The organism is Sulfitobacter sp. W002, assembly GCF_025142135.1.
Lineage (GTDB): Bacteria > Pseudomonadota > Alphaproteobacteria > Rhodobacterales > Rhodobacteraceae > Sulfitobacter > Sulfitobacter profundi.
In genome coordinates this window covers 826,408-850,859 of the sequence record NZ_CP081126.1, presented here as the reverse complement: position 1 = coordinate 850,859, position 24,452 = coordinate 826,408, and the positions used below count along the sequence as shown (strand labels likewise).

Genomic DNA, 24,452 nt, shown 5'->3' with positions numbered 1-24,452 from the left:
ATCCAAATCTGGCGTAACGCCTGAAATAGCGCCCTAGTCGGCAGCGGCCAGCGCGCGTTCATAATCCTGCCCCGGAATAGCGTCGAGCAGGCTGCGCGTATAGGCGGTATCGGGGTCGTGCAACACTTTGCTGACCGGCCCGGCTTCGACAATCTGGCCCTTTTGCATGACGATGATCCGGTCACAAATCCGCGCCGCGACGCGCAGGTCGTGGGTGATAAAGAGCATCGACAGGTTCAGCCGGGTCTTCAACTCGGCCAGCAGATCAAGCACCTGCGCCTGAATGGACACGTCGAGCGCCGAGACGGCCTCATCCGCAATGATGATCGACGGCTCCAGCGCCAGCGCACGGGCAATGCCGATCCGCTGCCGCTGCCCGCCTGAGAACTCATGCGGGAAACGCTTCATCGCGCTTTCATCCAGCCCAACCAGTTCAAGCAGTTCACGCGCTTTGGCCTTTGCCTCTTTATCCGGCGTGCCATAGGCGATCAGCCCTTCGGTCAGGATGCGCGAGACACGGGCGCGCGGATTGAGCGAGGAAAACGGGTCTTGAAAGATCATCTGCAACTTGCGCCGCTGCGCGCGCAGTTCCGCGCCGGACATATGGGCGATGTCGACGTCATCCATCAGCACCCGACCCCCATCTGGATCGAGCAGACGCACCAGACAACGCCCAACGGTGGACTTGCCCGAACCGGATTCTCCGACGATGCCAATCGTCTCGCCTGCGTAAAGCTCAAAGCTCACGTCTTGGACGGCCTTCACCACCCGGCGCTTGCCAAAGAGCGTCCCAGAACCGGGCGAAAAGGTCTTTTGCAGCCCTTCGACCTTGAGCAGCGGCGCGCGCTCGACCTGCTCGGGCGCATCGGTCTGGGTCAGCCGGGGGATCGCGTCGATCAGGGCGCGGGTGTAGGGGTGCTTGGGTTTCAGCAGCACCTCCTGCGCCGGGCCGGCCTCAACGATCTCACCTTTTTTCATGACGATCACCCGGTCAGCGATATCGGCCACCACACCAAAGTCATGGGTGATGAAAATCACCGCCATGCCGCGCTTGCGCCGTAGGTCTTCGATCAGCGTGAGGATCTGCGCTTGGGTGGTAACATCAAGCGCCGTTGTCGGCTCATCCGCAATCAGGATATCAGGCTCCAACGCTAAGGCCATCGCGATCATCACCCGCTGCCGCTGCCCGCCCGACAGTTGGAAAGGATAAGCCCGGATCGCCGCTTCGGGGTCGGGGATGCCGACCTCCTCCAACAGTTTTAACGCCCGCGCCCGCCGTTCCGAACCGTTAAGCGCGCCATGCGCCTCAAACACCTCGGCGATTTGCGCGCCGACGCGCATCAGCGGGTTCAACGCGCTGAGGGGTTCCTGAAAGATCATCGAAATACGGCTGCCGCGCAGCTTTAACATCTCTTTCTCAGACAGGCCGAGGATCGATTGGCCGTCAAAGGTGATGCTGCCCTTGTCGGGCAGAACCCCCTGCGGCAACAGCCCCATCACCGCATTGGCCGACATGGATTTGCCAGACCCGCTTTCGCCGACAATGCAGAGGATCTCTCCCGGTGCGAGGTCGAAGTTGATGTCCTTCGCGGCATAGAGCCGATCCGCCCCCATGGGCAAAGCGATAGACAGATCACGGATGCGAAGCAGGGTCATTCGGATTTCCTCGTCAATCGCGGGTTCAGCGCGTCATTCAGGCCTTCACCGATCAGGTTCAGCGCCAGCACGGTCAGAAGGATCGCCATGCCCGGCAGGAAGGACAGCCACCATGCCGTGCGGATCACGGTGCGTGCAGCCCCGATCATATAACCCCAAGACATGATGTTCGGATCGCCCAGCCCCAGAAAGGACAGCGAGCTTTCGAGCAAGATCGCCTGCGCCACCATGAGCGAGGCCAGCACGATAATCGGCGGCAGCGCGTTGGGCAGGATGTGGCGGGTGATGATCTGAAGGTTGCCGAGGCCGGACAGGCTCGCCGCTTCGACAAACTCGCGGGTCCTGAGCGACAGCACTTCGCCGCGCACCAAACGCGCCACCGGGGGCCATGACACGATGGAGATCGCGATGATGACGAAGGTCAGGCTGGGCTGAAAGATCGCCAGCAGCACGATCGCCAGCGCAAAGCTCGGGATGGTCTGAAAGAACTCGGTAAAGCGCATGAGCGCGTCGTCGATCCGCCCCGCGAAATACCCCGCTGCTGCCCCGACCGGCACACCGATGGCCAGCGCCACGATGGTTGAGACCAGCCCGACCAGCAGGCTCACATAAGCGCCATGGGCCAGCCCCGCCAGCACATTGCGGCCAAGCGCGTCGGTGCCCAGCATCAGCCCGTCTTGGGTAAATGGCGGCAGAAATGGGCGCTGCACCATTTTCCACGGGCTTTGAGGGAAAAGGATGGGGGCGAGGATGGCAGCGGCGATGACAAAGGTCAGGATGACCAGACCGATCACCGCGCCGCGGTTATAACTAAAACGTTTCCAAAAGCTCATCATGTTGTCAGCCTTATCCGCGGATCAACAATGACATAGATGACATCCGTGATCAGGTTGAACAGCAGCACCATGGCCGCCGAGATGTAAAAGACCCCGAGGATCACGTTGTAATCCCGCTGGTTGATCGCCTCGAACATCAGCCGCCCGATGCCGGGCCACGCGAAAACGGTCTCGGTCAGGATGGCCCCGCCAAAGATTTGCCCCGCCTGAAGCCCGGCCAGCGTGATGACCGGCAAAAGCGCATTGCGCAGGATGTGTCGCCGCTGGATCACGCCACGGGTCAGCCCTTTGGCGCGGGCGGTTTTGACGAAATCGAGCCGCGACACTTCGAGCATCGAAGCCCGCGTCATGCGCATATAAATCGCCGTGAAGAACAGCCCCAAGGTCGAGGCTGGCAAGACAAGGTGTTTCGCCACGTCAAGCACATGAGCCATGCCGGTATAGCCCGCGCCAATGGTTGAATACCCAAAGCCCGGCAACCATTCGAGCCAGACCGAGAACACCAGCGTCGCCATCAGCGCGACCCAAAACAGCGGTGTCGCGTAAAACAGCAGGGCGAAGGTCGAGATCAGCGTGTCACCCCACCGCCCCTGCCGGGCAGAGGCCGCGACACCGGCGGTCACGCCCAAGACCAGCGACAGCACAAAGGCCACGCCGGTCAGCAAAAGCGTGGCAGGCAGGCGGTCGCCGATCATCTCGGCCACCGGCATCTGCTGACGGAAGGAATAGCCCAGATCAAGCTGCACCGCGCCTTTGATATAGAGCCACAGCTGCATGTAGAGCGGCTGGTCCAGCCCGAAACGCGCCCGCAGGTCTGCAAGGAATTTCTCATCCGCCGCCCCGGCTTCGCCCGCCATGACCGCCGCAGGGTCACCCGGTGCCGCATGGATCAGCAGGAAATTGAAGACAAGGATCGCCAGCAGGATAAACACCGCCTTGACCAACCTGCCCAATATGAAACGTATCACGCTATCCGCCCCGTGTTGTTCTAAAGAGAACCCGAGCCGCCGAAACGGCGCGGGCCTTGAGCGTTGTCGCTCTTTTTATTTGTCGATCCACACGTCGCGGAAACCGTCGTTCACACCAAAGGCGGTGTTAACGGGGTTTTTGACGTCACAGCGGTAGATCGTGGGGAAGCCCAGTTCCAAGAGCCAGATGTTCGGCACGTCCTCGACGATTTTGTCTTGGATTTCCTTATAAGCAGCCTTGCGCTCTTCCGGGCTAGCCATCAGCGCCGCTTCGGCAAACAGCTTGTCCGTGTCGGCGTTTTGATAGTTCGCCACGTTGTTCCAAGGCGAACCGGGAGCGGCATTGTCGCCCATATAGGTCCGCGAAACGCCAAGGGCCGGATCGCCGTACTGGTAGAGGTAGGTAAAGGCGAGATCATAGTCGCGGTCCGCCACCTTCTGGTTCCAACCCGCCACGTCTGAGGGCACAATCTCGGTCGTCATGCCGATCTCGCTCAGGTTCTGTTTGACCGCTTCGGCCCAGCGCTGCCACGTCTCACCGTAAGGCAGACCAAGAATGCGGATGGTTTCACCGTCATAGCTGCTTTCTTCCAGCAGGGCCTTGGCCTTTTCCGGGTCAAAGGTGATGTCCGGTGTCTCACCATCATAGAACCGTGTGGAAGACGACAGCGGCCCGGTCGAGACCTTGCCCAAACCATTCCACAGCGCGTCCTTGGCGAACTGGCGGTCGACGCCATGCATGATCGCCTTGCGCACCTTCACATCGTCGAGCGGCTTGTTGTCGTTGTTCACCCACATCCAAGACAGCGGGCCAAAGTATTCCCAGCCCTTATCGGTGATGCAGGTGTTGTCCATCGCCTGAATGCGCGCAACGTCGAAATTCTCGACCGAGCCGCCGGGCAGCACGTCGACCTTGCCGGTCTCATAGGCCACCGCGCGCGACGCCGCATCGGGGATCACATGGTAATAGACTTCATCGACGTAGGGTTTGCCCTCCATGTAGTAGTCGTCGTTCTTCACCAGATGGATGAAGCTGCCCTTTTCCCATGTGTCGAATTTGAAGGGGCCGGTGCCGATGGGCGTGTTATTCGCCTCATTGTTCGCGAAATCCGTGCCCTCATAGATGTGCTTTGGGATCATCGGCGCGGTGCCGGGCTCAAAGATGCCGATGAAGGGGCCGAAGGGCTGCTTTAGGTTAAAGACAACCGTATATTCATCCGGTGTCTCAATGCTCTCGACATGCTCCATATAGGTCCGCATCCGCGAGTGGCTTTCGCGCAGGAACTTATCCATGGAGAATTCGACATCCGCCGAGGTGAACGGCTCCCCGTCATGGAACACCACGCCTTCGCGCAGCTTGAAGGTATAGGTCTTGCCGTCCTCTGAAATCTCCCAAGATTCAGCCAATTGGCCTTCGGGTTTCAGATCGAAATCATAACGCAGCAGGCTTTCATAAATATCGCCACCGACCATCTGCGTCGGGCCGTTCTGCACAAGTCCGATCATCAGGCTGGGCGGTTCGGGCTGAATCACAACGTTGAGCGTGCCGCCGGACTTTGGTTCGCCATCCTGCGCGGCCAGTGGTCCGGCCAGTGCCAGCGCCAGAACGGCTGCGGTTAATTTAGTGGTGTGTAGCATTTAAATCCCCATTGGTTTTGCTTTGACTCGCCCAGTGACAGCGTCCGATCTGGTCGGCTTCTTGCAGTCGCTTGGGTGATGGCCGCGCGACGCGCAGCGCTTGAATTGCTCATTCGTCTATGGTGAACGATTGGATGTATCTGATGATCCCCTCCTTTGCGTCATCTATGTCTGCGCGCATTTCCGCGGCAGCCGCCGCAGGATCGCGATTTTCACAGGCGGCAATGATCGCCTGATGATGCCGGACCAGCCCCAGTTGCTCCCGCGCATAGTACCCGGCAATCAGCGGCCCCATGCGCAGCCACAGCCCGCTGAGTATCGCCAGCAGAATGGGCATCTCAGCCGCCTCCACCAATGCGAAATGGAACTCCTGATTGTACTTGACCGCCTGCGGCCAACGCCCAGCTACGGCTGCGGCCTCATTCCGCTCCACGATCTTTTTCAGGCGGCGGATTTCCTTGGGGCCCACCATCTCGGCGGCGCGGCCTGCGGCGAAACCCTCCAACTCGCGCCGGATGCTGGCGATTTCGAGATACTGCGCCTCTGTCAGCACCGGCACGCGCACGTCGCGCATGCTGCGCTGGACCAAAGCCTCATCCCGCAAGAGCCGCTGCACCGCGTCGCGCACGGGCGTCGAACTGGTGCCCAGCCGCTCTGCTAAGCCGCGGATGGTGACCTTTTCATTGGGGCGCAACTTGCCTTCTACCAAGTCCTGACAGACCCGATCATAGATCGCATCGCCCAATGAAACTTGACTGATCTCGGCCATCGCGCCCTCGTCCTTACCGACCGAACCGTGGCCAGTTTTGATGCATGATGCATCATTTCTATTGAGCCTGCAAATTAAAACTGCAATGCTCCGCCGCAATGACATCAGACCACAGGGAATGTGATGAAAGTCTTTTTCGACGAACGCCAGCTTGGCCACGCACCGACCCACTACTTTCGGCGCGGCGCGGCCATGCCGCATCAAGAACAGCCACAACGTGCTGAAATTCTACGCGATATGTTAATCGGCGAAGGGTTTGAGATCACCAAGCCCCAAGACCACGGGCTTGCCCCGATCAAGGCCGTGCACAACCCTGACTATGTCGACTTCCTGCCAGACGCCCACGCCCGCTTCGTCGAAAGCGCGGGCCCCGAGGCGCTGGCCATTCCCACCATGCACCCCGGCGTGCGGCGCGGCAAAGAACCCAAAGACATTCACGGCCAGTTGGGCTGGTGGATGACTGACACATCGACCCCGCTGACCGAAGGGTCATGGGACGCCGCCTATTGGTCGGCCCAAACCGCCGTCCAAGCCGCCGAGACCGTGGCAGCCGGTGCCCGCGCCGCCTATGCGCTTTGCCGTCCGCCCGGCCACCACGCGATGCGCGATTGTTCAAACGGGTTTTGCTTTTTCAACAACGCCTGTATCGCGGCGGAGTATCTGACCCAGACCTACAAGAAGGTCGCGCTGATCGACATCGATGTGCACACCGGCAATGGCTCGCTCGACATCCTCTATGAACGTGGCGATATCTTCTTTTGCTCGCTGCATCCCGATCCGGCCACCTACCCCACCTTCTACCTTGGCCATGCGGATGAAACGGGCGAAGGCGACGGGGCGGGCAAATCGCTGAACCTGCTGCTGGAACAGGGCGCGAGCCAAGATGAGGTGCTGGCCCTGCTCGACAAGGGCATCGCCGCGATCCGTGATTTCGGGGCCGAGGCGCTTGTGGTCTCACTGGGCTTTGACATGGCCGCCGACGATCCGCTGGCCGCCGTGAAAGTCTACCCCGACGGCTTTGGCGAAATGGCGCGGCGCTTGGCGGCGCTCAACCTTCCCACTGCATTGATCCAGGAGGGCGGCTACCTTGGCCCCTCCCTTGCCGATAACGCAAAATCATTTCTCACGACATTCCGCGAGGCCACAGCATGAGCAAGACACCCAAAGAGATGAACGGCGCTGAAAGCGTGGTGCGCAGCCTGCATGCGGGCGGGGTGGAGGTCTGTTTCGCCAATCCCGGCACCTCCGAGATGCAGTTTGTCGATGCGCTGGACCGGACCAAGCTAATGCGCTGCGTCTTGGGTCTGTTCGAAGGCGTGGTGACCGGTGCCGCCGATGGCTATGCCCGCATGGCCGGTAAACCGGCAGTGACCCTGCTGCACCTCGCGCCCGGTTTTGCCAACGCCGCCGCCAATCTACACAACGCCCGCAAGGCGCGGGTGCCGATGGTGAACCTTGTGGGCGACCACGCGCTGCGGCACCAAAAGTATGACGCCCCCCTCTCGGCAGATGTCGAAGGCGCCTGTGCACCGTTTAGCGATTGGGTCCGCTCGGGCCGCGATGCTGGCAGCTTTGCGGCGGATGCAATGACCGCCCTCGCCGTGGCGCAAAGCAAGCCCGGCAAGGTCGCCACACTGATCGCCCCTGCGGATATCGGCTGGGACGCGGGCGGCAAGATGGCCAATGCCGTGGCCCCCGCCGCCCCTGCCCCACTGGATGAACGCGCGCTAGATGCGGCAATCAATGCTTTGGAGAGCGGTGAGAAAACCGTTTTGCTAGTCGGCAGCGCGGTGCTGGAAAGCCAAGAAGCGATGGCGCTGCTGCACGGCATCGCAGAAAAGACCGGGGCCGACATCCTCGCGCCCACCTCGAACCGCCGGATGGAGCGGGGTCAGGGGCGCTTCATGGTCAACAAAATCCCCTACCCGATCGACGCGGCGCTTCAGTGCCTTGCCCCTTACAGCCGCGCGATCCTCATCGAGACGCCGCCCCCCGTCGCCTTCTTTGCCTATCCCGGTAAGCCCAGCCTGCTGCTGCCGGTAGACTGCCATACCGTCACATTGGCAGCGGTTGATGGTAACGGGTCTGAGGCCATCGCCGCACTGGCAGACCGCATCGGCGCGAAATCCGTCACGCCGCCCCAGCACGACAGGCCCGCCGCACCGCAGGCGGGTGGCATCAGCTTGCAAAACCTCGGCGCGGCCTTGGCGAACGCGCTGCCCGAAGATGCGATTGTGGTGGATGAAGCCGTATCCTCTGGCGGGGCCACCTTCCCCGCAGGCGACAGCGCGGCGCCAAACTCTTGGTTGGCCATCACCGGCGGTTCGATTGGCATCGGCATCCCGCTTTCTGCCGGGGCGGCCATTGCCTGCCCCGACCGTCCGGTGATCACGCTGCAAGCGGATGGATCGGCGATGTACACCATCCAAGGGCTTTGGACCCAAGCGCGCGAGAACTCCAACGTCACCACGATCATCCTCGCCAACCAGTCCTATGAGATCCTCAAGGGCGAATTGCACAACGTCGGCGCGCAGCCCGGCCCCGACGCGCTGAGCATGCTGAACCTTGACCGCCCTGAGCTGGATTTCGTCGCGATGGCCAAGGGCATGGGCGTACCGGGCAAACGTGTTGAAGACATCACCGAGCTGATGCGTGCCATCGAGGACGCGGCGAAAGAGCCCGGCCCCTTCCTCATTGAAGCGATGCTGTAAACCCCTCGAAAGGACACGACATGACCCTCGATCCTGATCTGAAATCCCGCATCCTTCAGGCTGTCGAAGATGGGTTTGCTGAGCAAGTGAGCTTTACCCAACAACTCGTGCAGACCCCTTCGCTGCGCGGCCATGAACATGCGATCCAAGACCTGCTGTTTCGCAGCCTGCAAAGCCGTGGCTACGCGATGGACCGTTTCAAGATGGACCGCGCCGCGATTGAGGCGCACCCCGGCGGCTCGAAATACTCAGAGGATCATTCAGACGCCCCCATCGTCGTGGGCATCCACCGTCCGCGCGATGAGACGGGCCGCTCGCTGATCCTGCAATCACATCTCGACGTGGTGCCCGAAGGTCTGCACGACATGTGGGCTGATCCGCCCCTGTCGGCCAAGATCGACGGCGATTGGATGTATGGCCGGGGCGCGGGCGATATGAAGGCAGGCGCGGCGGCGAATATCTTTGCCCTAGATGCGCTGCGCCGCATCGGGTTGCAACCAGCGGCAACCGTCTATGTGCAGTCCGTGGTCGAAGAGGAGTCCACCGGCAACGGCGCGTTGCAGACCTTCCTACAAGGCTACACCGCAGATGCGGTTTTCATCCCCGAGCCCGAAGAAGAGATGTTGGTGCGCGCCAATACCGGCGTCATCTGGTTTCAGGTGCAGGTGCGCGGCGTACCCGTCCATGTGCGCGAGATGGGCGAAGGGGCCAATGCGATCGACGCGGCCACCCGCGTGATGACCGCCCTGCGCGAGATGGAGGAGGAGTGGAACGCCGAGAAACGCGAGCACCCGCATTTCGAAGACGAAGCGCATCCCATCAACCTCAACATCGGCAAGATCGAAGGCGGCGATTGGGCGTCTTCCGTGCCGTCATGGTGCAACATCGATTGCCGCGTCTCTATCTATCCGGGCCGCAACGCCGAGGATGCCGCGCGCGAGATTACCGAGCGCGTCAAAGCCTTTGCCCAGACCGACAACTTCCTGTCCAACAACCCGCCGAAAGTGGTCTTTAACGGCTTTCACGCCGAAGGCTATGTGCTGGAACCGGGCAGCGAGGCCGAAGAGGTGCTGGAACGCGCCCATGAAGAGGCCATCGGCGCGCCGCTTCAATCCTTCATGACAGCGGGCTATCTCGATACGCGGGTCTATGCGCTTTACAACAAGATCCCGGCGCTCTGCTACGGGCCAAAATCGCGCAACATCCATGGGATCAATGAATCCGTCAGCCTGAGTTCGGTGAAAAAGATCACCCAAGCCATGGCGCTGTTTATCGCCGAATGGTGCGGGACCGAGGACATCACCCCATGACCGAGGTCGGGATCACGCCTCAGGGTGGCCTGCCCCCCTTTCTCAGCGGTGTGCTGGCCGAAGAGAGCGGCAACAAGACCGATCTTCTGGCGCAAGACCCTCCCGCTTTTGACGCGGCACTTGCGGCTGAGGTCGCCTTGCAGCGCTATGGCATCTCCGGTGAGATCAAGCCGCTGGCGGCAGAGAAGGACGCGAACTTCCTAATCACCCTGCCAAGCGGCGAAGAGGCGCTGCTGAAAATTACCAACGCCGCCGAAGAGCGTGCGGTGACCGATATGCAGACTGCCGCGTTGATGCATCTGGCCGCCGCTGATCCCGACCTGCCCGTGCAGCGTATCTGCGCCAGCCTGAGCGGCAAGGCCGCCGAGGTGGCCACCGCCGCCGATGGTCAGTCGCATGTCGTGCGGCTGATGACCTTCCTTGGCGGCACCGTCCTCAGCAATGCCACGCCGCGCCCCGGCCTGCACCGCGCCTTGGGGGATTTTCACGCGCGGGTGGCGCTTGGTCTGCGCGGTTTTTTCCATCCGGCGGGGGGGCATTTTCTGCAGTGGGACATCAAACAGGCGGGCCATCTGCGCCCGCTGCTGGCGGATGTGCAAGACGCCGCCCTGCGCGCCCAACTGGGGCGCACCCTCGATCACTTTGATGCGGAGGTCGCGCCCCAGCTTCCACATCTGCGGGCACAGGTCGTTCATAACGATTTCAATCCGCACAATATTCTGGTCGATGGACCAGAGGCGCAGCATCCCATCGGCCTGATTGATTTCGGCGACATGGTGCACACTCCGCTGGCCTGCGATCTGGCGGTGGCATGCTCCTATCAACTCGGCCAGAGCGCTGAGCTGCTGCAAGATGTCTGCGAGATGGTCGCAGGCTTTGCCAAACGCTTGCCGCTGGAGCCGGATGAGATCGCGCTGCTGCCGAGCCTGATCCGACTGCGCCACGCCACCACATTGGCCATCGGCGCATCCCGCGCGCGGCGCTATCCCGACAACGCCCCCTATATCCTGCGCAACGCCGCCGCCTCGCAACGCGGGCTGGCAGCACTCGACCAAATTGGCGACGCCGCCGCGATCAAAGCCCTGCACCGTGCGGCGGGAACGGAGTGACCGATGACCATGATCAACGCCTACGACAGCGCCCGATCCGATGCCCTCAGCCCGGCCGACCGCGCCCTGATCGACCGCCGCGCCAAGGCGCTCGGCCCCGCCTACCGGCTGTTTTACGACCATCCGCTGCACATTGAGCGCAGCGAAGGCGTCTGGCTGTGGGACAAGGACGGGCGCAAATACCTTGATGCCTATAACAACGTCGCCTCGGTCGGCCATTGTCATCCGCGCGTGGTCGAGGCGATCACCCGCCAATTGGGCGTGCTGAACACCCACACCCGCTATCTACATGAAAACGTGGTGACTTACGCCGAACGGCTGCTCGCCACGATGCCCGACGCACTCGGCCATGTCATGTTCACCTGCACCGGGTCCGAGGCGAATGACATCGCCCTGCGCATCGCCCGCAGCTATACCCGACGCGAGGGCGTCATCGTCACCCGCCTTGCATATCACGGGCTGACCGAGGCGGTGGCCGAACTCTCCCCCTCCTTGGGGGATTTCACCCCGCGCAGCCCGCGCATCCGGCTGATCGACGCGCCCGACACGCTGCGCATTTCAGCCGCGGAGCAAGGGGCCAAACTCGCCGCCGATCTCGCCCAAGCGATTGCCGAGATGCGCGCCGACGGGATCGAGCCTGCGGCTTTCATTGTCGACACCATCTTTTCCAGCGACGGGCTGCACCCTGATCCCGCGGGGTTCCTGCAACCGGCGGTCGATCTGATCCGCGCCGAAGGCGGGCTTTTCATCGCTGATGAGGTGCAACCCGGCTTTGCCCGCACTGGCGACGCATTCTGGGGGTTTCAGCGCCACGGGCTGGTGCCTGACATGGTCACCATGGGCAAACCGATGGGCAATGGTTTCCCCCTCTCCGGCACCGCGATGCGCCCAGAACTGGTTCAAGAATTCGGCGAAAAGGCGCGGTATTTCAATACCTTTGGCGGCAACCCCGTAGCCGCCGCCGCGGGCATGGCGGTGCTCGACGTAATCGCGGATGAGGGGTTGCAGGACAATGCCACAGCCGTCGGCGACTTCCTCAAGAGCGGCTTGCAGGACATCGCGACCCGCTACCCCGAGATCGGCCATGTGCGCGGCGCGGGGCTGTTTCTGGCGGTCGAATGCGTCATTGCGCGCGCGACCAACGCGCCCGACGCCGCCCGCGCGAAATTCGTGGTCAACCACATGCGCCAGAATGGCGTCTTGATCAGCGCCACCGGGCCGGGGGGCAATGTGTTGAAAATCCGCCCGCCCCTTGTGTTGCAGCAGCCCGAAGCCGCTCTGTTTCTCGACGTGGCAGAGGCCGCCTTTGCCGCGGCGCGCGCCGCGGGTATATAACCCGCCAGCGCCCTACTCCGCCTCGCGCAAGGACCTTTCCCGTGCGCGGGCCTCTGTCAGCCATTCCGGATCCATCTGCGGCACCGATGTCAGCAGCCGTTTGGTATAGGCCTGCTTTGGCGCGCCGAAGATCTCATCACGCCCGCCCTGCTCGACGATCTGGCCATTCTTGAGCACGATCACCTTATGGGCAATCGCCTCTACCGTGGCCAAGTCATGAGTGATGAACATGAAGGTCAGGTCCAGCTCGGTTTGCAAACGCACCAACAACCGCAAGATCCCCTCGGCCACCAGTTGATCGAGCGCACTGGTCACCTCGTCGCAGATGATGAACTCCGGCTCGGCGGCCAGCGCGCGGGCGATGCCAACGCGCTGCTTCTGACCGCCGGAAAGCTCGCTGGGTTTGCGGTCAAGGAAGGCGCGGTCGAGGTCGACCAGATCCATCAGTTCCTCCACCCGCGCCCGAAGCACCCGCCCCTTGCGGCCCGTGAATTTGCGCACCGGGCGGGACAAAATCTCGCGGATATTGTGGCGCGGGTTCAGCGAGGTATCCGCCGATTGATAGATCATCTGGATATTGCGCAACGTCTCGGCCCCGCGTTTGGCCAGTTGCGGCTCAAGCGGCGCATCGTTCCAGAAAAACTGCCCCGAGGCGGGGGGCAGCAGCCCCGCGATCACCCGCGCGAGGGTGGATTTCCCCGACCCGCTTTCCCCCACCACCGCCGTTGTCTGGCCGCGCGGAAAGGTGAAGTTGAGATTATCCAACACGGTCATCGGCCCATAGGCCGCCGAGACCCCCTCGCAGCGGATCAGCGCCGGAGCTTCCCCGGCCTCTGCATCGGGGCGGCGAAACGACCGCACGGCCCAAAGCGACCGGGTGTAATCCTCTTGCGGGGCGTCCAGCATGGATTTGGTCGGCGCGGTCTCGACCGCCTCACCATCCTTCATCACGCAGATGCGGTCGGCCATCTGGCTGACCACCGCCAAATCATGCGTGATGTAGATCGCCGCCGTGTCATATTGCTCGACAATATCGCGGATGGCGCCCAGCACTTCGATCTGGGTGGTGACGTCCAAGGCGGTCGTCGGCTCGTCAAAGATGATCAGATCGGGGCGGCAGGCCATGGCCATGGCCGTCATCGCCCGCTGCAACTGGCCGCCCGACACTTGGTGCGGATAGCGAAAGCCGATCTCTTCGGGGTTGGGCAGTTGCATCTGACGGTAGAGTGCGACGGCGTCCTGCTCTGCCGCCGCGCGGCCAGAGACACCGTGCAGCCGCGGCGCTTCGGTATATTGGTCGATCAGGGTCTTGGCGGGGTTAAAGCTTGCCGCGGCGGACTGGGCGACATAGGCGATCCGCTTGCCGTGCAGGCGGCGCAGCTGGCCGCCCGCCATGCCGATCAATTCGGTCCCGTCGAATTCGACGCTGCCCCCGGCAAAACGCACCCCGTCGCGGACATAGCCCATCGCCGCCAACCCGGCCGAGCTTTTGCCCGCCCCACTTTCACCGACAAGGCCCAGCACCTCCCCTCGGTCGAGGTCCAGATCAAGCCCCTTGATGATCACATTGGGCTGCGCGCGGCTGCCTGCCTCAAGCCGAAGGCCGCGAATGTTCAGAAGATTTCCCATATGGCTGCCCCTGCTTGGTTAACTTTTCAGACCGCTGGCGCGGTGCAGCATCCAATCGACGATCAGGTTGATCGCAACGGTCAGCAAGGCGATGGCCGCCGCCGGGATCAACGGCGTGATATCCCCGAAACTGATCAGGGTGGCGTTTTCCTTTACCATCGACCCCCAGTCCGCCGTGGGCGGCTGGATACCAATGCCAAGGAATGACAGCGCCGCGATAAAGAGGAACACAAAACAAAAGCGCACCCCAAACTCGGCGATCAAGGTCGACCAGATGTTGGGCAAAATTTCGCGCCGTAGCAGCCACGGCGTGCGCTCTCCGCGCAGCCTCGCGGCTTCGACGAAATCAAGGCCGACCACATTCATCGCCGCAGCCCGCGACAGCCGGTAGACCGGCGCCACATAGATCACCGCGATCACCCCGACCATATTCGGGATCGACGGGCCGACGATGGCCAAGAGCATCAGCGCCAAGATCAGCGGCGGCACGGCCATCAGCACATCGACCAAGCGCGACAGGACTTCGTCCAGCCAGCCGCCTTTGAGCGCGGCCAGCATCCCCAACGTTGACCCGACCGAAAAGGAAATAGCCGTGGTCAGCAGCGCCAGCCCAACCGTATTGCGCGCGCCAAAGATCATGCGCGACAGCATATCGCGGCCCAGATTGTCGGTGCCCAGCGGATGCGCGGCGCTCCATGGCAAATAGGCATCGCCCACCACCTGCGTCTCGCCGTAGGGCGCGACGATGGGCGCGAATATCCCCGTAAAGGCGACGATGGCCAGCACCACCATCCCAAAGATCGCCGAGGGGGGCGCGGATTTCAGCAAAGATTTCATTGTTATCTCCCGTGCCGCAGACGCGGGTTCGACATGATCGAGATGATGTCGGCCAAGACGTTGAGCGTGATATAAACAGCGGCAAAGAACAGCCCCACCGCCTGCACCACCGGGAAATCCCGGCTGGAGACCGCATCGACCAACAACTGCCCAAGACCGGGGTAGGAAAAGACGACCTCTACCACCACCACGCCGACCACCAGATAGGCAAGGTTCAGGGCCACGACATTGACGATCGGCGCCAATGCGTTGGGTAGCGCGTGCTGCACGATGATGCGCCAGCGCGGCACACCTTTAAGGCGCGCCATCTCAATATAGGGCGAGGCGAGCACGTTGATGATGGCCGCCCGCGTCATCCGCATCATATGGGCGACGACCACCAGAATAAGCGTCAGCGCGGGCAGAAAGCTGCGGTAGAGCGCGTCCCACAGCCCCGTGGCGCTGTCGATCCGCGCAAGTGTCGGAAAGACGCCCGCCTTGATCGACAGAAACAGGATCAGCACGTAGCCCACGAAAAACTCCGGCATAGAGATCGCCGAAAGCGCGGTCAAATTGACGCCCCGGTCAAACAGCGTGTTGCGCCACAGGGCGGCCAAAAGACCAAGGATCACCGCCAGCGGCGCGGCGATGGCGGCGGCATAGGTGGCCAGAAACATGGTATTGGCAAGCCGCGGTCCCAAAAGCTCGGACACCTCGCGCCCCGAGGCCAGAGAGGTGCCAAAGTCTCCGTGCAGCACGCCGCCGAGCCAATCGAAATAACGAAGATGCGCAGGCTGATCGAGGCCCAGTTCGGCGCGGAATGCCGCGAGGGTCGACTCGGTCGCTGATTGGCCAAGGATCTGCTGCGCCAGATCGCCGGGCAAAAGCTCGATGCCAACGAACATCAGGGCGGATACGACAAAGAGGGTCAGAATGCCGAGGGACACTCGGCCGATAACAAGCTTCTGAAGCCGGGACATTTTAAGGTTTTCTCCGGCCCGGATCGGGCCATTGGTGCGGGAAACGGACGGCCCCTTGGGGCCGCCCGGATGAGGCTGTGGCTTAGGACATCCACCAGCGTTCGATGAAGCGCTGGCTGTCGAGATCCCACATCTCGGACACTTCCTCAGGCATCTGAACGCTTTCGCTCATGGCCGAGACATATTGACCAAAGGCCGGGATCAGCGCGCCGCCCTGCTCTTTCACGATCTTTTGCATCTCGCCGTACATCTCGGCGCGGCGGGTCTGGTCCAACTCAGGCCGCGCTTGCAACAGCAACTCGTTAAAGCGCTCGTTGTCCCATTTGGTCTCGTTCCACTCCGCATCGGCGGCATAGCCGGTCGAGAACATCAGGTCGGGCGTCGGACGCCCGCCCCAATAGGAGCAGCAGAAGGGCTTTTGCAGCCAGACATTCGACCAATAGCCATCATCCGGCTCACGCTTCACCTCGATGTTCAGCCCCGCAGGCCGCGCGTTTTCGGCAAAGAGAACCGAGGCATCTACCGCCCCGTTGAATGCCGCATCCGAGGTCGACAGCGTCACATCAAGGCTTTCAAGCCCCGCCTGTTTCAAGTGGTACTTCGCCCGCTCCGGGTCATAGGTGATCTGCTCAAGGTCGTCGTTGTAATAGGGCATGGAGCGCGAGATCGGTTGGTCGTTGCCCACGGTGCCATAGCCGCGCAGAACCTTTTCGATCATATCTTCGCGGTTGATGCCATATTTCAACGCCATCCGCACGTTCATGTCATCAAACGGGGCCGTGTTGGTCTGCATCGGCATGATGTAATGCAGCGTGCCGTCTTGGGTGTGGATCTTCACGTTGGGCGCGCGGCCCAGCAGGTTGATCGTCTTGAGGTCGGGCCGGTCGATCAGGTCAACCTCGCCGGTCATCAGCGCGTTCATCCGGGCCGCCGGATCGCCGACTTTCAGGATCACGACCTTGTCGAAATGCGCGCGGCCCTCTTTCCAGTAGTCATCGCGGCGCGTCAGTTCGACCCGCACGCCCGGCTCGAAGACGTCGATCACATAGCCGCCGGTGCCGATGCGGCTGTTGGGGTCGATCGTGCCATCGCCGGTGTCTTGGCGAATGCCGAGGTGGTAATCATTGAAGATAAATGGGAAATCCGCGTTCCCTGCGGCCAGTTCAAAGATCACGACCTTGTCGCCATCGGCGCGGATGTCGGTGATCTGCTCAAGCAGCGGTTTGATGCCGGATTTGGACTCTGGCCCCATGTGGTGACGGATCGAGGCGATCACGTCATTCGCCGTCGCCGTTTTGCCGTCCGAGAATTGCGCGTTGTCGCGCAGGCGGAAGGTCCATGTGGCGGCATCGCTGCTCGCCTCAAAGCTCTCGGCCAAGTCGGGCTGGGCGGTGCCGTCGGGGGCGATTTCCGTCAGAGTGTTGAAGACCGCATAGCCGCTGGCAAACATGAAGTCGTTGTTGAAGGTCGCGGGATCAAGGCTGTCGGAGGTCGACCCTTGGGTGAAGCCAACCCGCAGGGTGCCGCCCTTTTTGGGCTGAGCCTGTGCCCGTGCGCCCTGTGGCAGGATCAGCCCTGCCCCCACCGCAGCCGCGCTCCCAGCTAGAAAGCTGCGACGGCTCGGTCCGTTTTGACGTTTTGTGAAATTGGTCATTGTATCCCCCTATGTTTGTTTTCTTGGTCAAACGCTCTGACAAAGCGCTCGGCGTAATGGTCGATTACGCGGCGTTTACCGCCGCCCCTCGCAGAGGCATGAGCCAGTCGCCCCGCCTGCTATCGCGGTCGAAACATCGCCGCCGCCGAACGGCAGCGCGTCTCTGCCTGCAATGCGATCAGCCGCGGCAGTGCGCCCGCCGCAACGATCTTGGCCATAGGCATAGCCGGTTCCATCGCCGGGGTATAGATGCCCGGCGCGCCTGTCGCGCAGTTACGCTACGGCTAGAGAGGTTTTTCGGAGAGAACAAGGTCTTGTGGCCGGGCTAGCAACGCGCCGCGCCCGCCGATCCTTACCGCGAGCGCCGCAAGACCGGGGGTCTGATCCCGCCCCGTCTGCGGCCCCCTCAGGGGGGATTTCGCCCGAAATTAAACACCGGGCGATGCGAGAAAACAGCGCGGGATTTCCGCACTGCTTTCGCGTTCACTTCTCTTTCTTCACCGCCTTTTGCGGGTTCTTTGGATCGAACTCCTCAGGACGGTGCGCCGCGCCTTCGTGGTCATCCTGCGCATTGTGGCGCTCCCGGTGGGGTGGGCGTTTCTCTTTGGCGTGATCTGGCTCGTTTGGCATGGTGTTCTCCTTTCGGGCTGTTAATGCGGTCTGCGGCCTACATTCGGGGCTTCATCGACACAGAGGCCAATTGTTTGTCGTGCGGGGCACAGGGCAACTGGTCTATCCCCCAACGAGCGTGCCGCCGTTCGGGTGCAACACCTGCCCGCTCATATAGGACGAATCCTCGCAGGCGAGGAACAGCAGGGAGGGCGCGACCTCATTCGGCTGACCGGGGCGGCCAAGGGGGGCGTTCTGGCCAAACTCCTCAACTTTATCGGCGGGGAAGGACGCCGGGATCAGGGGCGTCCAGATCGGCCCCGGTGCCACGCCATTGACCAAAATACCCTCGGGCGCGAGCTTGCTTGCCATGGCGCGCAAGAAAGACAGGATCGCCCCTTTGGTCGAAGCATAGTCAATCAACAAATCCTGCCCTTTATAGGCGGTGATCGAAGTGACACAGATGATCCGCGCGCCCTTTTTCAGGTGCGGCAGCGTCGCCTGCGTCATCAGGATCATGCCAATGATATTGGTGCGGAATGTGCGCTCAATCTGGGCTTCTTCGATATCCTCAAGGCGCTCCTGCGCGTGCTGTTCGCCCGCGTCATTGACCAGAATGTCGATCTTGCCAAAACTCTCCATCGTGCGGCGCACGGCATCTTTGCAAAAGTCTTTCTGGCCGACATCGCCCTCCAGCAACAGCGCCCGGCGGCCCTCGGCCTCGACCAACTGTTTGGTCTCTTCGGCATCACGGCTTTCGTTGCGGTAAACGATGGCGATATCCGCCCCCTCGCGCGCATAGAGCAGCGCCGTGGCCCGTCCGATCCCGCTGTCCCCCCCGGTGATAAGCGCAACCTTATCCTTGAGCCGATCTGAGCCGGGGTAGCGCGGCGTGTAATCGGGTGCGGGATCCATCTTATGTTCTTGACCGGGCTGGCTTTGCGGGCTGTCGAGGGCATCAAAATTCTGATCTGTCATGGCGCACTCCTATCTGTTGCGGCCCCAAAAGTGGGGCGTTCAAAAAAACTAGGGCTACAGAGGGCCAATGTTCGCCTTGTGGGTATGGTTTCACCACGGGGCAGAGATGAGAGAAAACCTGCGCATCATGAACGCCTGCCTCGGGTGCCAATCGGGGGGCTGCGTCTCTACCGCGTGCCGTCCTTGGCACATGCCCGACTTTCGCCGCGTAGCTTGCCGGTCGCCATGCGGTTTGCGCATCACATTCGCGGCCAATCCGCCGGTTTCGCGTCTAGGTTCTAAGCGGAAACCGCCCACCTCCAAAACGAACCCCTAGTCGCGTGCCTTTTCCAGCAAGGCGACCAATTCACGGAACTTCTGGCGCTGCTCTTCGCGGTCGCCCGATAGGATCGCCTCTTCCATACAGTGGTTGGCGTGATCCTCAATCACCAATCGCTCGACCGCGCGCAGGGCCGAGCGCACGGCGGCGGTTTGCACCAGCACGTCCACGCAATAGCGCCCCTCATCGACCATCCGCGTGACGCCGCGCAACTGCCCTTCCAGCCGCGCCAGTCGCTTGAGGATCGCTGCCTTGTTCTGCTTTGCTTCCACGTTTGGTGCCTCCACCTATCGGAACTAAGACGACCGTGGCCTGTTAACATACCATAGGGGGGTATCTAGGGCCGCCTCATTCGCATTTTGCCGGCGCGTTGCAAGGCCCGCATTGGCTTTGGCGATCATAGCCCCCCATGCCCTTGATTGCCACGGTGCGCGCCGCAATCGCGCAGAAATTTGAAAGAGGAGACACCCCATGTCCTACTGGCGTTTCGCCGCAATGATCGCGACCTCAACCATCGTGATGTTTGGCCTGATGTACCTGAACACCTACGCATTTGAGCATGTCTTTTTCAGCGAAACGCGGACCTATATGGCGCTGCTGATGGGGGCTGTGATGGCAGTCATCATGCTGAGCTTCATGTTGTCGATGTATTCCAACAAGGCCATCAACATCGCCATCTATATCGGCTCCATCGCGGTCTTCGCCCTGACCCTTTGGCTGGTGCGCAGCCAAGTTACCGTGGGCGATACCAGCTATATGCGCGCCATGATTCCGCACCATTCGATCGCCATTATGACCTCGGAGCGGGCAGAACTTTCGGACCCGCGCGTGCGTAAGATGGCAGATGGCATCATCGCCGCACAGCGCAAAGAGATCGCCGAAATGCGCAGCCTGATCGCCGACATCGAAGAGAACGGCGACGCGGTTGATCCGGAACTGGGCGAGGCCGAAAGCAAGCCCGAAGTCGGTACGGTGGACGACGCGCTATCCTCCGCAGAAGTAGCAAAAGTCGACCCGGCGGGGCTGACCCCTGAGGATGTCAAAAGCCTGCTTGGCAGCGCCGCCACCTGTGAGTTTGGCCGCACCAACGAAGGCGACCCAAGCCTCGTGATGGCGGGCAACGCCGGGGGGATCAAACTTTCGGGCACCTTGATCGAATTGCAATCCGATGAGGCCATTGACCAAGCCGCGCTTGCCGATGGCGCCCGTTTCACCGCCGATGGCGTTGACGTGACCGTCACCCCCCTTGCCGGGGCGGATTGGACCGATACCGAAAGCAACCTGCGCCGCTCGGAAGCCGAGATGAAATTCCATCTCGACCGCGGGCTGACCGTTGGCTACCGCGGGTTTTTGGACTGCACGAACGAGATGTGACCCTCGCAAAGGGGGGGCCTGCCGAACCGGGTGGGCCTCCCGTCGACTTTCGCGGCTTTGATGCAAAGGCCAAAGATTTAATTGCAATCCTTCCAGCGCTGGACGCGTTGACAGGCTTCGTGACTTACGACACTGCTAAGGCCATGCATGCTCTGGCAAACATATCAAACCTCTGCCGCGCCCTACTGGGTGTGGTTCTGGCCTGTGGTTTGCTGCTGCTTCCGCCCTCTTCGGTTCATGCCGAAAGCGGAATGCACGAAAGCGCGCAGGCGGCGCATCACGCGGGCCACCAGATGACCGCAGCGTCAGACCTGCAACAGGATGTTGCGGCGCTACCTGATCTGACAGACATACCAGAAAGCTTCGAAGGCGAGCCTTGCTGTGGTGGCATTTGTCTGACGGCGGCGCTGACCACTTCGCAGGATGCCAAGATGACGGCGGTGCGATCCGTTGAATATACCAGCGTGTCCCACTCTGTCGCCTCTGGCCAGCCCACGGGTCAATTGCGTCCACCTCGAGCCTGAGTTGATCCCGGCCCCCTGAAGGCCTTTGCATCCGCGGTTTCGAGCCGCGGGTAAGATCACCTCTTTCTCAGGCAAAATACCAATGAAATTACCACTGATCGCAGGGACGCTGTCCCTGACCCTTGGCGCCTGCGCCACGGCGCTCCCGCCCCTTCCTGATGTCACTGCCGCCTATTTGCAGCAGCCCACGCCTCTGCCCCAAGTCGCCGCGATGACCGCCGCCGACAACAGCGCACGTGGCAGCGCTGCCACTGCAGAGGAACAGCCCTTCTCAGGCTACCGCCGTCGCGGTGTCGTCGAACCGCTCGATTGGCGGCGGCTGAATGCGGAACAGGCCCCCAAGCCGGGCGCAATGCAAGGGATGAACCACTGATGCGTTGGAAACTGAAAACCGCCGCCGTCATTACGCCTCTGATCTTGGGCGCCTGCACGGCCCCGGTGCTGCCGGTAAATTACTCGGCCCGCGATGCTGGTTTTGCCGCCGTTGAGGCGCGCACCTCCAAGGCCATCGGCAAGCGCACCGTCTGGGCGCAGTCGCAGGCCGAGACCGTCGCGGCCTCCAAACAGGTCCGCTCTATGGTGCAGGGCAAGACGATCAGTGCCGAAACCGCGGTGCAGGTCGCGCTTTTGAACAACAAAGGGCTTCAGGCATCCTATGCGCAGATCGGCCTTTCGGCGGCCGAAGCATGGCAACAGTCCACGCCAGAAAACCCTGTCGTTTCCATCGGTCTTTTGGGCATCGGTGCGCCCGAGGTCGGGCTGTACCGCGCCTTGGAAAGCATGATCGCCGTTAACCTTCTGGACGCCCGCACCCGCAAACAGCGCATCGCCGCTGCCGAGGCCGAGTTCCAGCACGCGCAGATGCAAGCCGTCAGCGAGACGTTGGCGCTGGCCAATGAAACGCGCGAGGCTTGGGTCAATGCTGTCGCGGCCTTTGAAACGGTCAGCTATCTGAAACGCGCGGCCGTCACCACCGATGCGGCGGCGGAACTGGCGCAGCAGCTGGGCAAGACCGGCGCGCTTAACAAGGCTGCGCAGGCGCGAGAACAGGCGTTCAACGCCGAAATGGCGGGCCAATTGGCACAGGCGCGGCTGGACGCGCAATTGGCCAAGGAGCAACTGACCCGGCTTATGGGCCTTTGGGGGCAGGACGTGGCCTATTACGTGCCTGATGCCCTGCCGCGCGTGCCGAATACGGTCAGCAGCCACCGGGGCATCGAACGGCTGGCACTGGCCAATCGGGTTGATCTGGAAGTCGCGCGGTTGGGCCTTGCCGCCACGGCCAAAGCCTATGGCCTGACCGATGCCACCCGGACCCTGACCGATTTGGAAGTCATCGCCGGGGCCGAAATCGAGCGTGAAGAAGAGAACGGAGAGATTGAGACCAGCGTGTCACCGCAGGTCGAGTTTGAATTCGTGATCCCGATCTTCGACAGCGGCAAGGCGCGGCTGCGCAAGGCCGAGTTGAGCTATCTTCAGGCGGCCAATGTGTTGGCCGAGCAGGCTGTGAACGTCCGCTCCGAAGCGCGGGCGGCTGCCACGGCCTACCGCTCAAGCCACCAGATCGCGCGGCACTACTCAGATGTCGTGCTGCCCCTGCGCCGCACAATCGACGAGGAAGCACTGCTCAGCAACAACGGCATGATCACCAGTACTTTCGACCTGCTGAACGACGCCCGCGAAAAGATCGCGAGCCAGCTCGAAGCAGCCAGCGCCAAGCGTGAATTCTGGCTGGCCTCGGCTGGTCTGACTGCCGCGATCTACGGCGGTGGCAGCGGCGGCGGTGGCGGCGGTGGAGAAACCCAAATCGCCGCCGGTGGCGGCGCAGGACATTGAGACAAGGAAGCAACCACATGATCAACAGACGTCAACTTCTGGGGGCCGGTGCTGCGGGTGCAACGCTCGTGTCCTCCAAAGCATGGGGCCAGACCATGAACATGGGCCTGCCCGAAGCCGCGGTGATGGACAGCGCGCTGACCCAAGCCCCGACCCGTCCCACCAGCGGGCCGGATTATAACCCCGTGGTCACGCTTAACGGCTGGACCCTGCCCCACCGGATGAACAACGGCGTCAAGGAATTCCACCTTGTTGCCGAACCGGTGGAACGTGAACTGGCCGATGGAATGGTCGCGCGGCTTTGGGGCTACAACGGCCAATCCACCGGCCCGACCATCGAAGCCGTCGAGGGCGACCGGGTGCGCATCTACGTCACCAACCGCCTGCCCGAGCATACGACGATCCATTGGCACGGTCTGATCCTGCCCTCGGGCATGGACGGTGTCGGCGGGCTGAGCCATCCCGGCATCCCGCCCGGCAAGACCTTTGTCTATGAGTTCGATCTGACCAAATCCGGCACCTTCATGTACCACCCTCACGGCGATGAGATGGTGCAGATGGCGATGGGCATGATGGGCATGTTCGTGGTCCACCCCAAGGATCCCGACTTCATGCGCGTCGATCGGGACTTCCTGATCATGCTCAACGCCTTTGACATCGATCCGGGCACCTACATCCCGCGCATCATGACGATGACGGATTTCAATCTGTGGACTTGGAACAGCCGCATCTTCCCCGACATCGACCCGCTGGTCGTCAATCAGGGGGACAAGGTGCGCGTGCGCGTGGGCAACCTCACCATGACCAACCACCCGATCCACATGCACGGCTATGACTTCAAGGTCACCTGCACCGATGGCGGCTGGGTGCCGGAATCAGCGCAGTGGCCCGAGGTCTCCATCGACATCCCCGTGGGTGCCATGCGCGCCTATGAGTTCGTGGCCGACCATCTGGGCGACTGGGCGATCCATTGCCACAAGTCGCACCACACGATGAACGCCATGGGCCACGACGTGCCGACGCTGATCGGCACCAACAGTTCCAACATGACACGTCAGGTCCGCCGCGTGCAGCCCGAGTTCATGCCCATGGGCACGGCGGGCATGGCGGATATGGGCGAAATGTCGATGCCCCTGCCCGACAACACCGTGTCGATGATGGCCGGTTGGGGGCCACATGGCCCACTGGAAATGGGCGGCATGTTTTCGGTCGTGAAGGTGCGTCAAGGCATCGACGCGGACGACTACGAAGATCCCGGCTGGTACGAAAACCCGCCGGGCACCGAGGCGTATGAATGGACGGGCGAGCTGCCAGAATTCGCGCAGAACCACAGCCCGAAAACCCAAATCACGCCGAAACCAATCTCCGAGGGCTAAGCGGCCCTCGGACCACAATGACAAC

Annotated in this window: 22 protein-coding genes; 10 read left to right on the top strand and 12 right to left on the bottom strand. The window is 62.0% G+C overall.

The annotated features are described in order from the left end of the window. Positions 1-33: 33 nt before the first annotated feature. The 5 genes from K3758_RS04140 to K3758_RS04120 all read right to left on the bottom strand — a co-directional run bounded on the left by K3758_RS04140 (position 34) and on the right by K3758_RS04120 (position 5,867). Positions 34-1,656: an ABC transporter ATP-binding protein gene (locus K3758_RS04140; RefSeq protein ID WP_259947897.1), complete on the bottom strand. Its 1,623-nt coding sequence runs from the start codon at positions 1,654-1,656 to the stop codon at positions 34-36. Then, positions 1,653-2,492 carry an ABC transporter permease gene (locus K3758_RS04135; RefSeq protein WP_243265419.1) on the bottom strand — a complete coding sequence of 280 codons (840 nt, stop codon included), beginning with the start codon at positions 2,490-2,492 and terminating at the stop codon, positions 1,653-1,655. Before K3758_RS04135 ends, K3758_RS04140 begins: the two co-directional genes overlap by 4 nt. Continuing rightward, entirely contained in the window at positions 2,489-3,460 is a 972-nt protein-coding gene (locus K3758_RS04130; RefSeq protein WP_120350379.1) for an ABC transporter permease, read from the bottom strand. Before K3758_RS04130 ends, K3758_RS04135 begins: the two co-directional genes overlap by 4 nt. Positions 3,461-3,535: 75 nt before the next feature. Continuing rightward, positions 3,536-5,098, bottom strand: a complete 1,563-nt coding sequence (locus tag K3758_RS04125; protein WP_259947893.1) for an ABC transporter substrate-binding protein — start codon at positions 5,096-5,098, stop codon at positions 3,536-3,538. A gap of 109 nt (positions 5,099-5,207) precedes the next feature. Continuing rightward, positions 5,208-5,867, bottom strand: a complete 660-nt coding sequence (locus K3758_RS04120) for a GntR family transcriptional regulator (RefSeq protein WP_259947891.1) — start codon at positions 5,865-5,867, stop codon at positions 5,208-5,210. A 123-nt stretch (positions 5,868-5,990) separates the two neighbouring features. On the opposite strand from K3758_RS04120, the gene K3758_RS04115 reads away from it, so the two are divergent. Genes K3758_RS04115 through K3758_RS04095 form a run of 5 tightly spaced genes read left to right on the top strand, consistent with a single transcriptional unit; the run spans position 5,991 to position 12,332 of the window. Continuing rightward, positions 5,991-7,019, top strand: coding sequence for a histone deacetylase family protein (locus K3758_RS04115; RefSeq protein ID WP_259947890.1), 1,029 nt, complete (start codon positions 5,991-5,993; stop codon positions 7,017-7,019). Beyond that, positions 7,016-8,578 (top strand): acetolactate synthase large subunit, encoded by a 1,563-nt coding sequence (locus K3758_RS04110; protein ID WP_259947888.1) that lies wholly within the window; start codon positions 7,016-7,018, stop codon positions 8,576-8,578. Before K3758_RS04115 ends, K3758_RS04110 begins: the two co-directional genes overlap by 4 nt. A gap of 20 nt (positions 8,579-8,598) precedes the next feature. After that, positions 8,599-9,888 (top strand): ArgE/DapE family deacylase, encoded by a 1,290-nt coding sequence (locus K3758_RS04105; protein ID WP_259947886.1) that lies wholly within the window; start codon positions 8,599-8,601, stop codon positions 9,886-9,888. Next, positions 9,885-10,997, top strand: coding sequence for a phosphotransferase (locus K3758_RS04100; protein ID WP_259947885.1), 1,113 nt, complete (start codon positions 9,885-9,887; stop codon positions 10,995-10,997). Before K3758_RS04105 ends, K3758_RS04100 begins: the two co-directional genes overlap by 4 nt. A gap of 3 nt (positions 10,998-11,000) precedes the next feature. Then, a complete protein-coding gene (locus tag K3758_RS04095) occupies positions 11,001-12,332 on the top strand; it encodes an aspartate aminotransferase family protein (RefSeq protein ID WP_259947884.1) in 1,332 nt (443 codons plus the stop codon). A 12-nt stretch (positions 12,333-12,344) separates the two neighbouring features. Here K3758_RS04095 and K3758_RS04090 read toward each other — a convergent pair whose 3' ends face one another. From K3758_RS04090 to K3758_RS04060, 7 genes are all read right to left on the bottom strand, one after another. After that, complete coding sequence (locus K3758_RS04090; RefSeq protein WP_259947882.1) at positions 12,345-13,961, bottom strand: ABC transporter ATP-binding protein; 1,617 nt, start codon at positions 13,959-13,961, stop codon at positions 12,345-12,347. Positions 13,962-13,979: 18 nt separating this feature from the next. Beyond that, a complete protein-coding gene (locus K3758_RS04085; RefSeq protein WP_206054308.1) occupies positions 13,980-14,798 on the bottom strand; it encodes an ABC transporter permease in 819 nt (272 codons plus the stop codon). A gap of 2 nt (positions 14,799-14,800) precedes the next feature. Further along, positions 14,801-15,757, bottom strand: a complete 957-nt coding sequence (locus K3758_RS04080; protein ID WP_259947878.1) for an ABC transporter permease — start codon at positions 15,755-15,757, stop codon at positions 14,801-14,803. An 82-nt stretch (positions 15,758-15,839) separates the two neighbouring features. Next, positions 15,840-17,411 (bottom strand): ABC transporter substrate-binding protein, encoded by a 1,572-nt coding sequence (locus K3758_RS04075; protein ID WP_259947876.1) that lies wholly within the window; start codon positions 17,409-17,411, stop codon positions 15,840-15,842. A 483-nt stretch (positions 17,412-17,894) separates the two neighbouring features. Continuing rightward, positions 17,895-18,041 (bottom strand): hypothetical protein, encoded by a 147-nt coding sequence (locus K3758_RS04070; protein ID WP_162931808.1) that lies wholly within the window; start codon positions 18,039-18,041, stop codon positions 17,895-17,897. A gap of 102 nt (positions 18,042-18,143) precedes the next feature. Continuing rightward, positions 18,144-18,998: an SDR family oxidoreductase gene (locus K3758_RS04065; protein WP_259947873.1), complete on the bottom strand. Its 855-nt coding sequence runs from the start codon at positions 18,996-18,998 to the stop codon at positions 18,144-18,146. A 312-nt stretch (positions 18,999-19,310) separates the two neighbouring features. Continuing rightward, on the bottom strand, positions 19,311-19,589 hold the full coding sequence (locus K3758_RS04060; RefSeq protein WP_067630970.1) for a metal-sensitive transcriptional regulator: 279 nt from the start codon (positions 19,587-19,589) through the stop codon (positions 19,311-19,313). A 199-nt stretch (positions 19,590-19,788) separates the two neighbouring features. Here K3758_RS04060 and K3758_RS04055 point away from each other — a divergent pair, with 199 nt between their 5' ends. The 5 genes from K3758_RS04055 to K3758_RS04035 all read left to right on the top strand — a co-directional run bounded on the left by K3758_RS04055 (position 19,789) and on the right by K3758_RS04035 (position 24,427). Further along, on the top strand, positions 19,789-20,691 hold the full coding sequence (locus tag K3758_RS04055; RefSeq protein ID WP_259947868.1) for a DUF305 domain-containing protein: 903 nt from the start codon (positions 19,789-19,791) through the stop codon (positions 20,689-20,691). Positions 20,692-20,834: 143 nt separating this feature from the next. Continuing rightward, positions 20,835-21,215: a hypothetical protein gene (locus K3758_RS04050; RefSeq protein ID WP_259947866.1), complete on the top strand. Its 381-nt coding sequence runs from the start codon at positions 20,835-20,837 to the stop codon at positions 21,213-21,215. Between the two features lie 82 nt (positions 21,216-21,297). Continuing rightward, entirely contained in the window at positions 21,298-21,588 is a 291-nt protein-coding gene (locus K3758_RS04045) for a hypothetical protein (RefSeq protein ID WP_259947864.1), read from the top strand. Continuing rightward, the gene (locus K3758_RS04040) at positions 21,588-23,051 is read left to right on the top strand and encodes a TolC family protein (RefSeq protein WP_259947863.1); all 1,464 of its coding nucleotides are present in this window, start codon (positions 21,588-21,590) and stop codon (positions 23,049-23,051) included. The genes K3758_RS04045 and K3758_RS04040 overlap by 1 nt, the downstream gene beginning before the upstream one ends. Before the next feature lie 17 nt (positions 23,052-23,068). Next, positions 23,069-24,427 carry a multicopper oxidase family protein gene (locus K3758_RS04035; protein WP_259947862.1) on the top strand — a complete coding sequence of 453 codons (1,359 nt, stop codon included), beginning with the start codon at positions 23,069-23,071 and terminating at the stop codon, positions 24,425-24,427. The last annotated feature ends 25 nt before the right edge of the window (positions 24,428-24,452 follow it).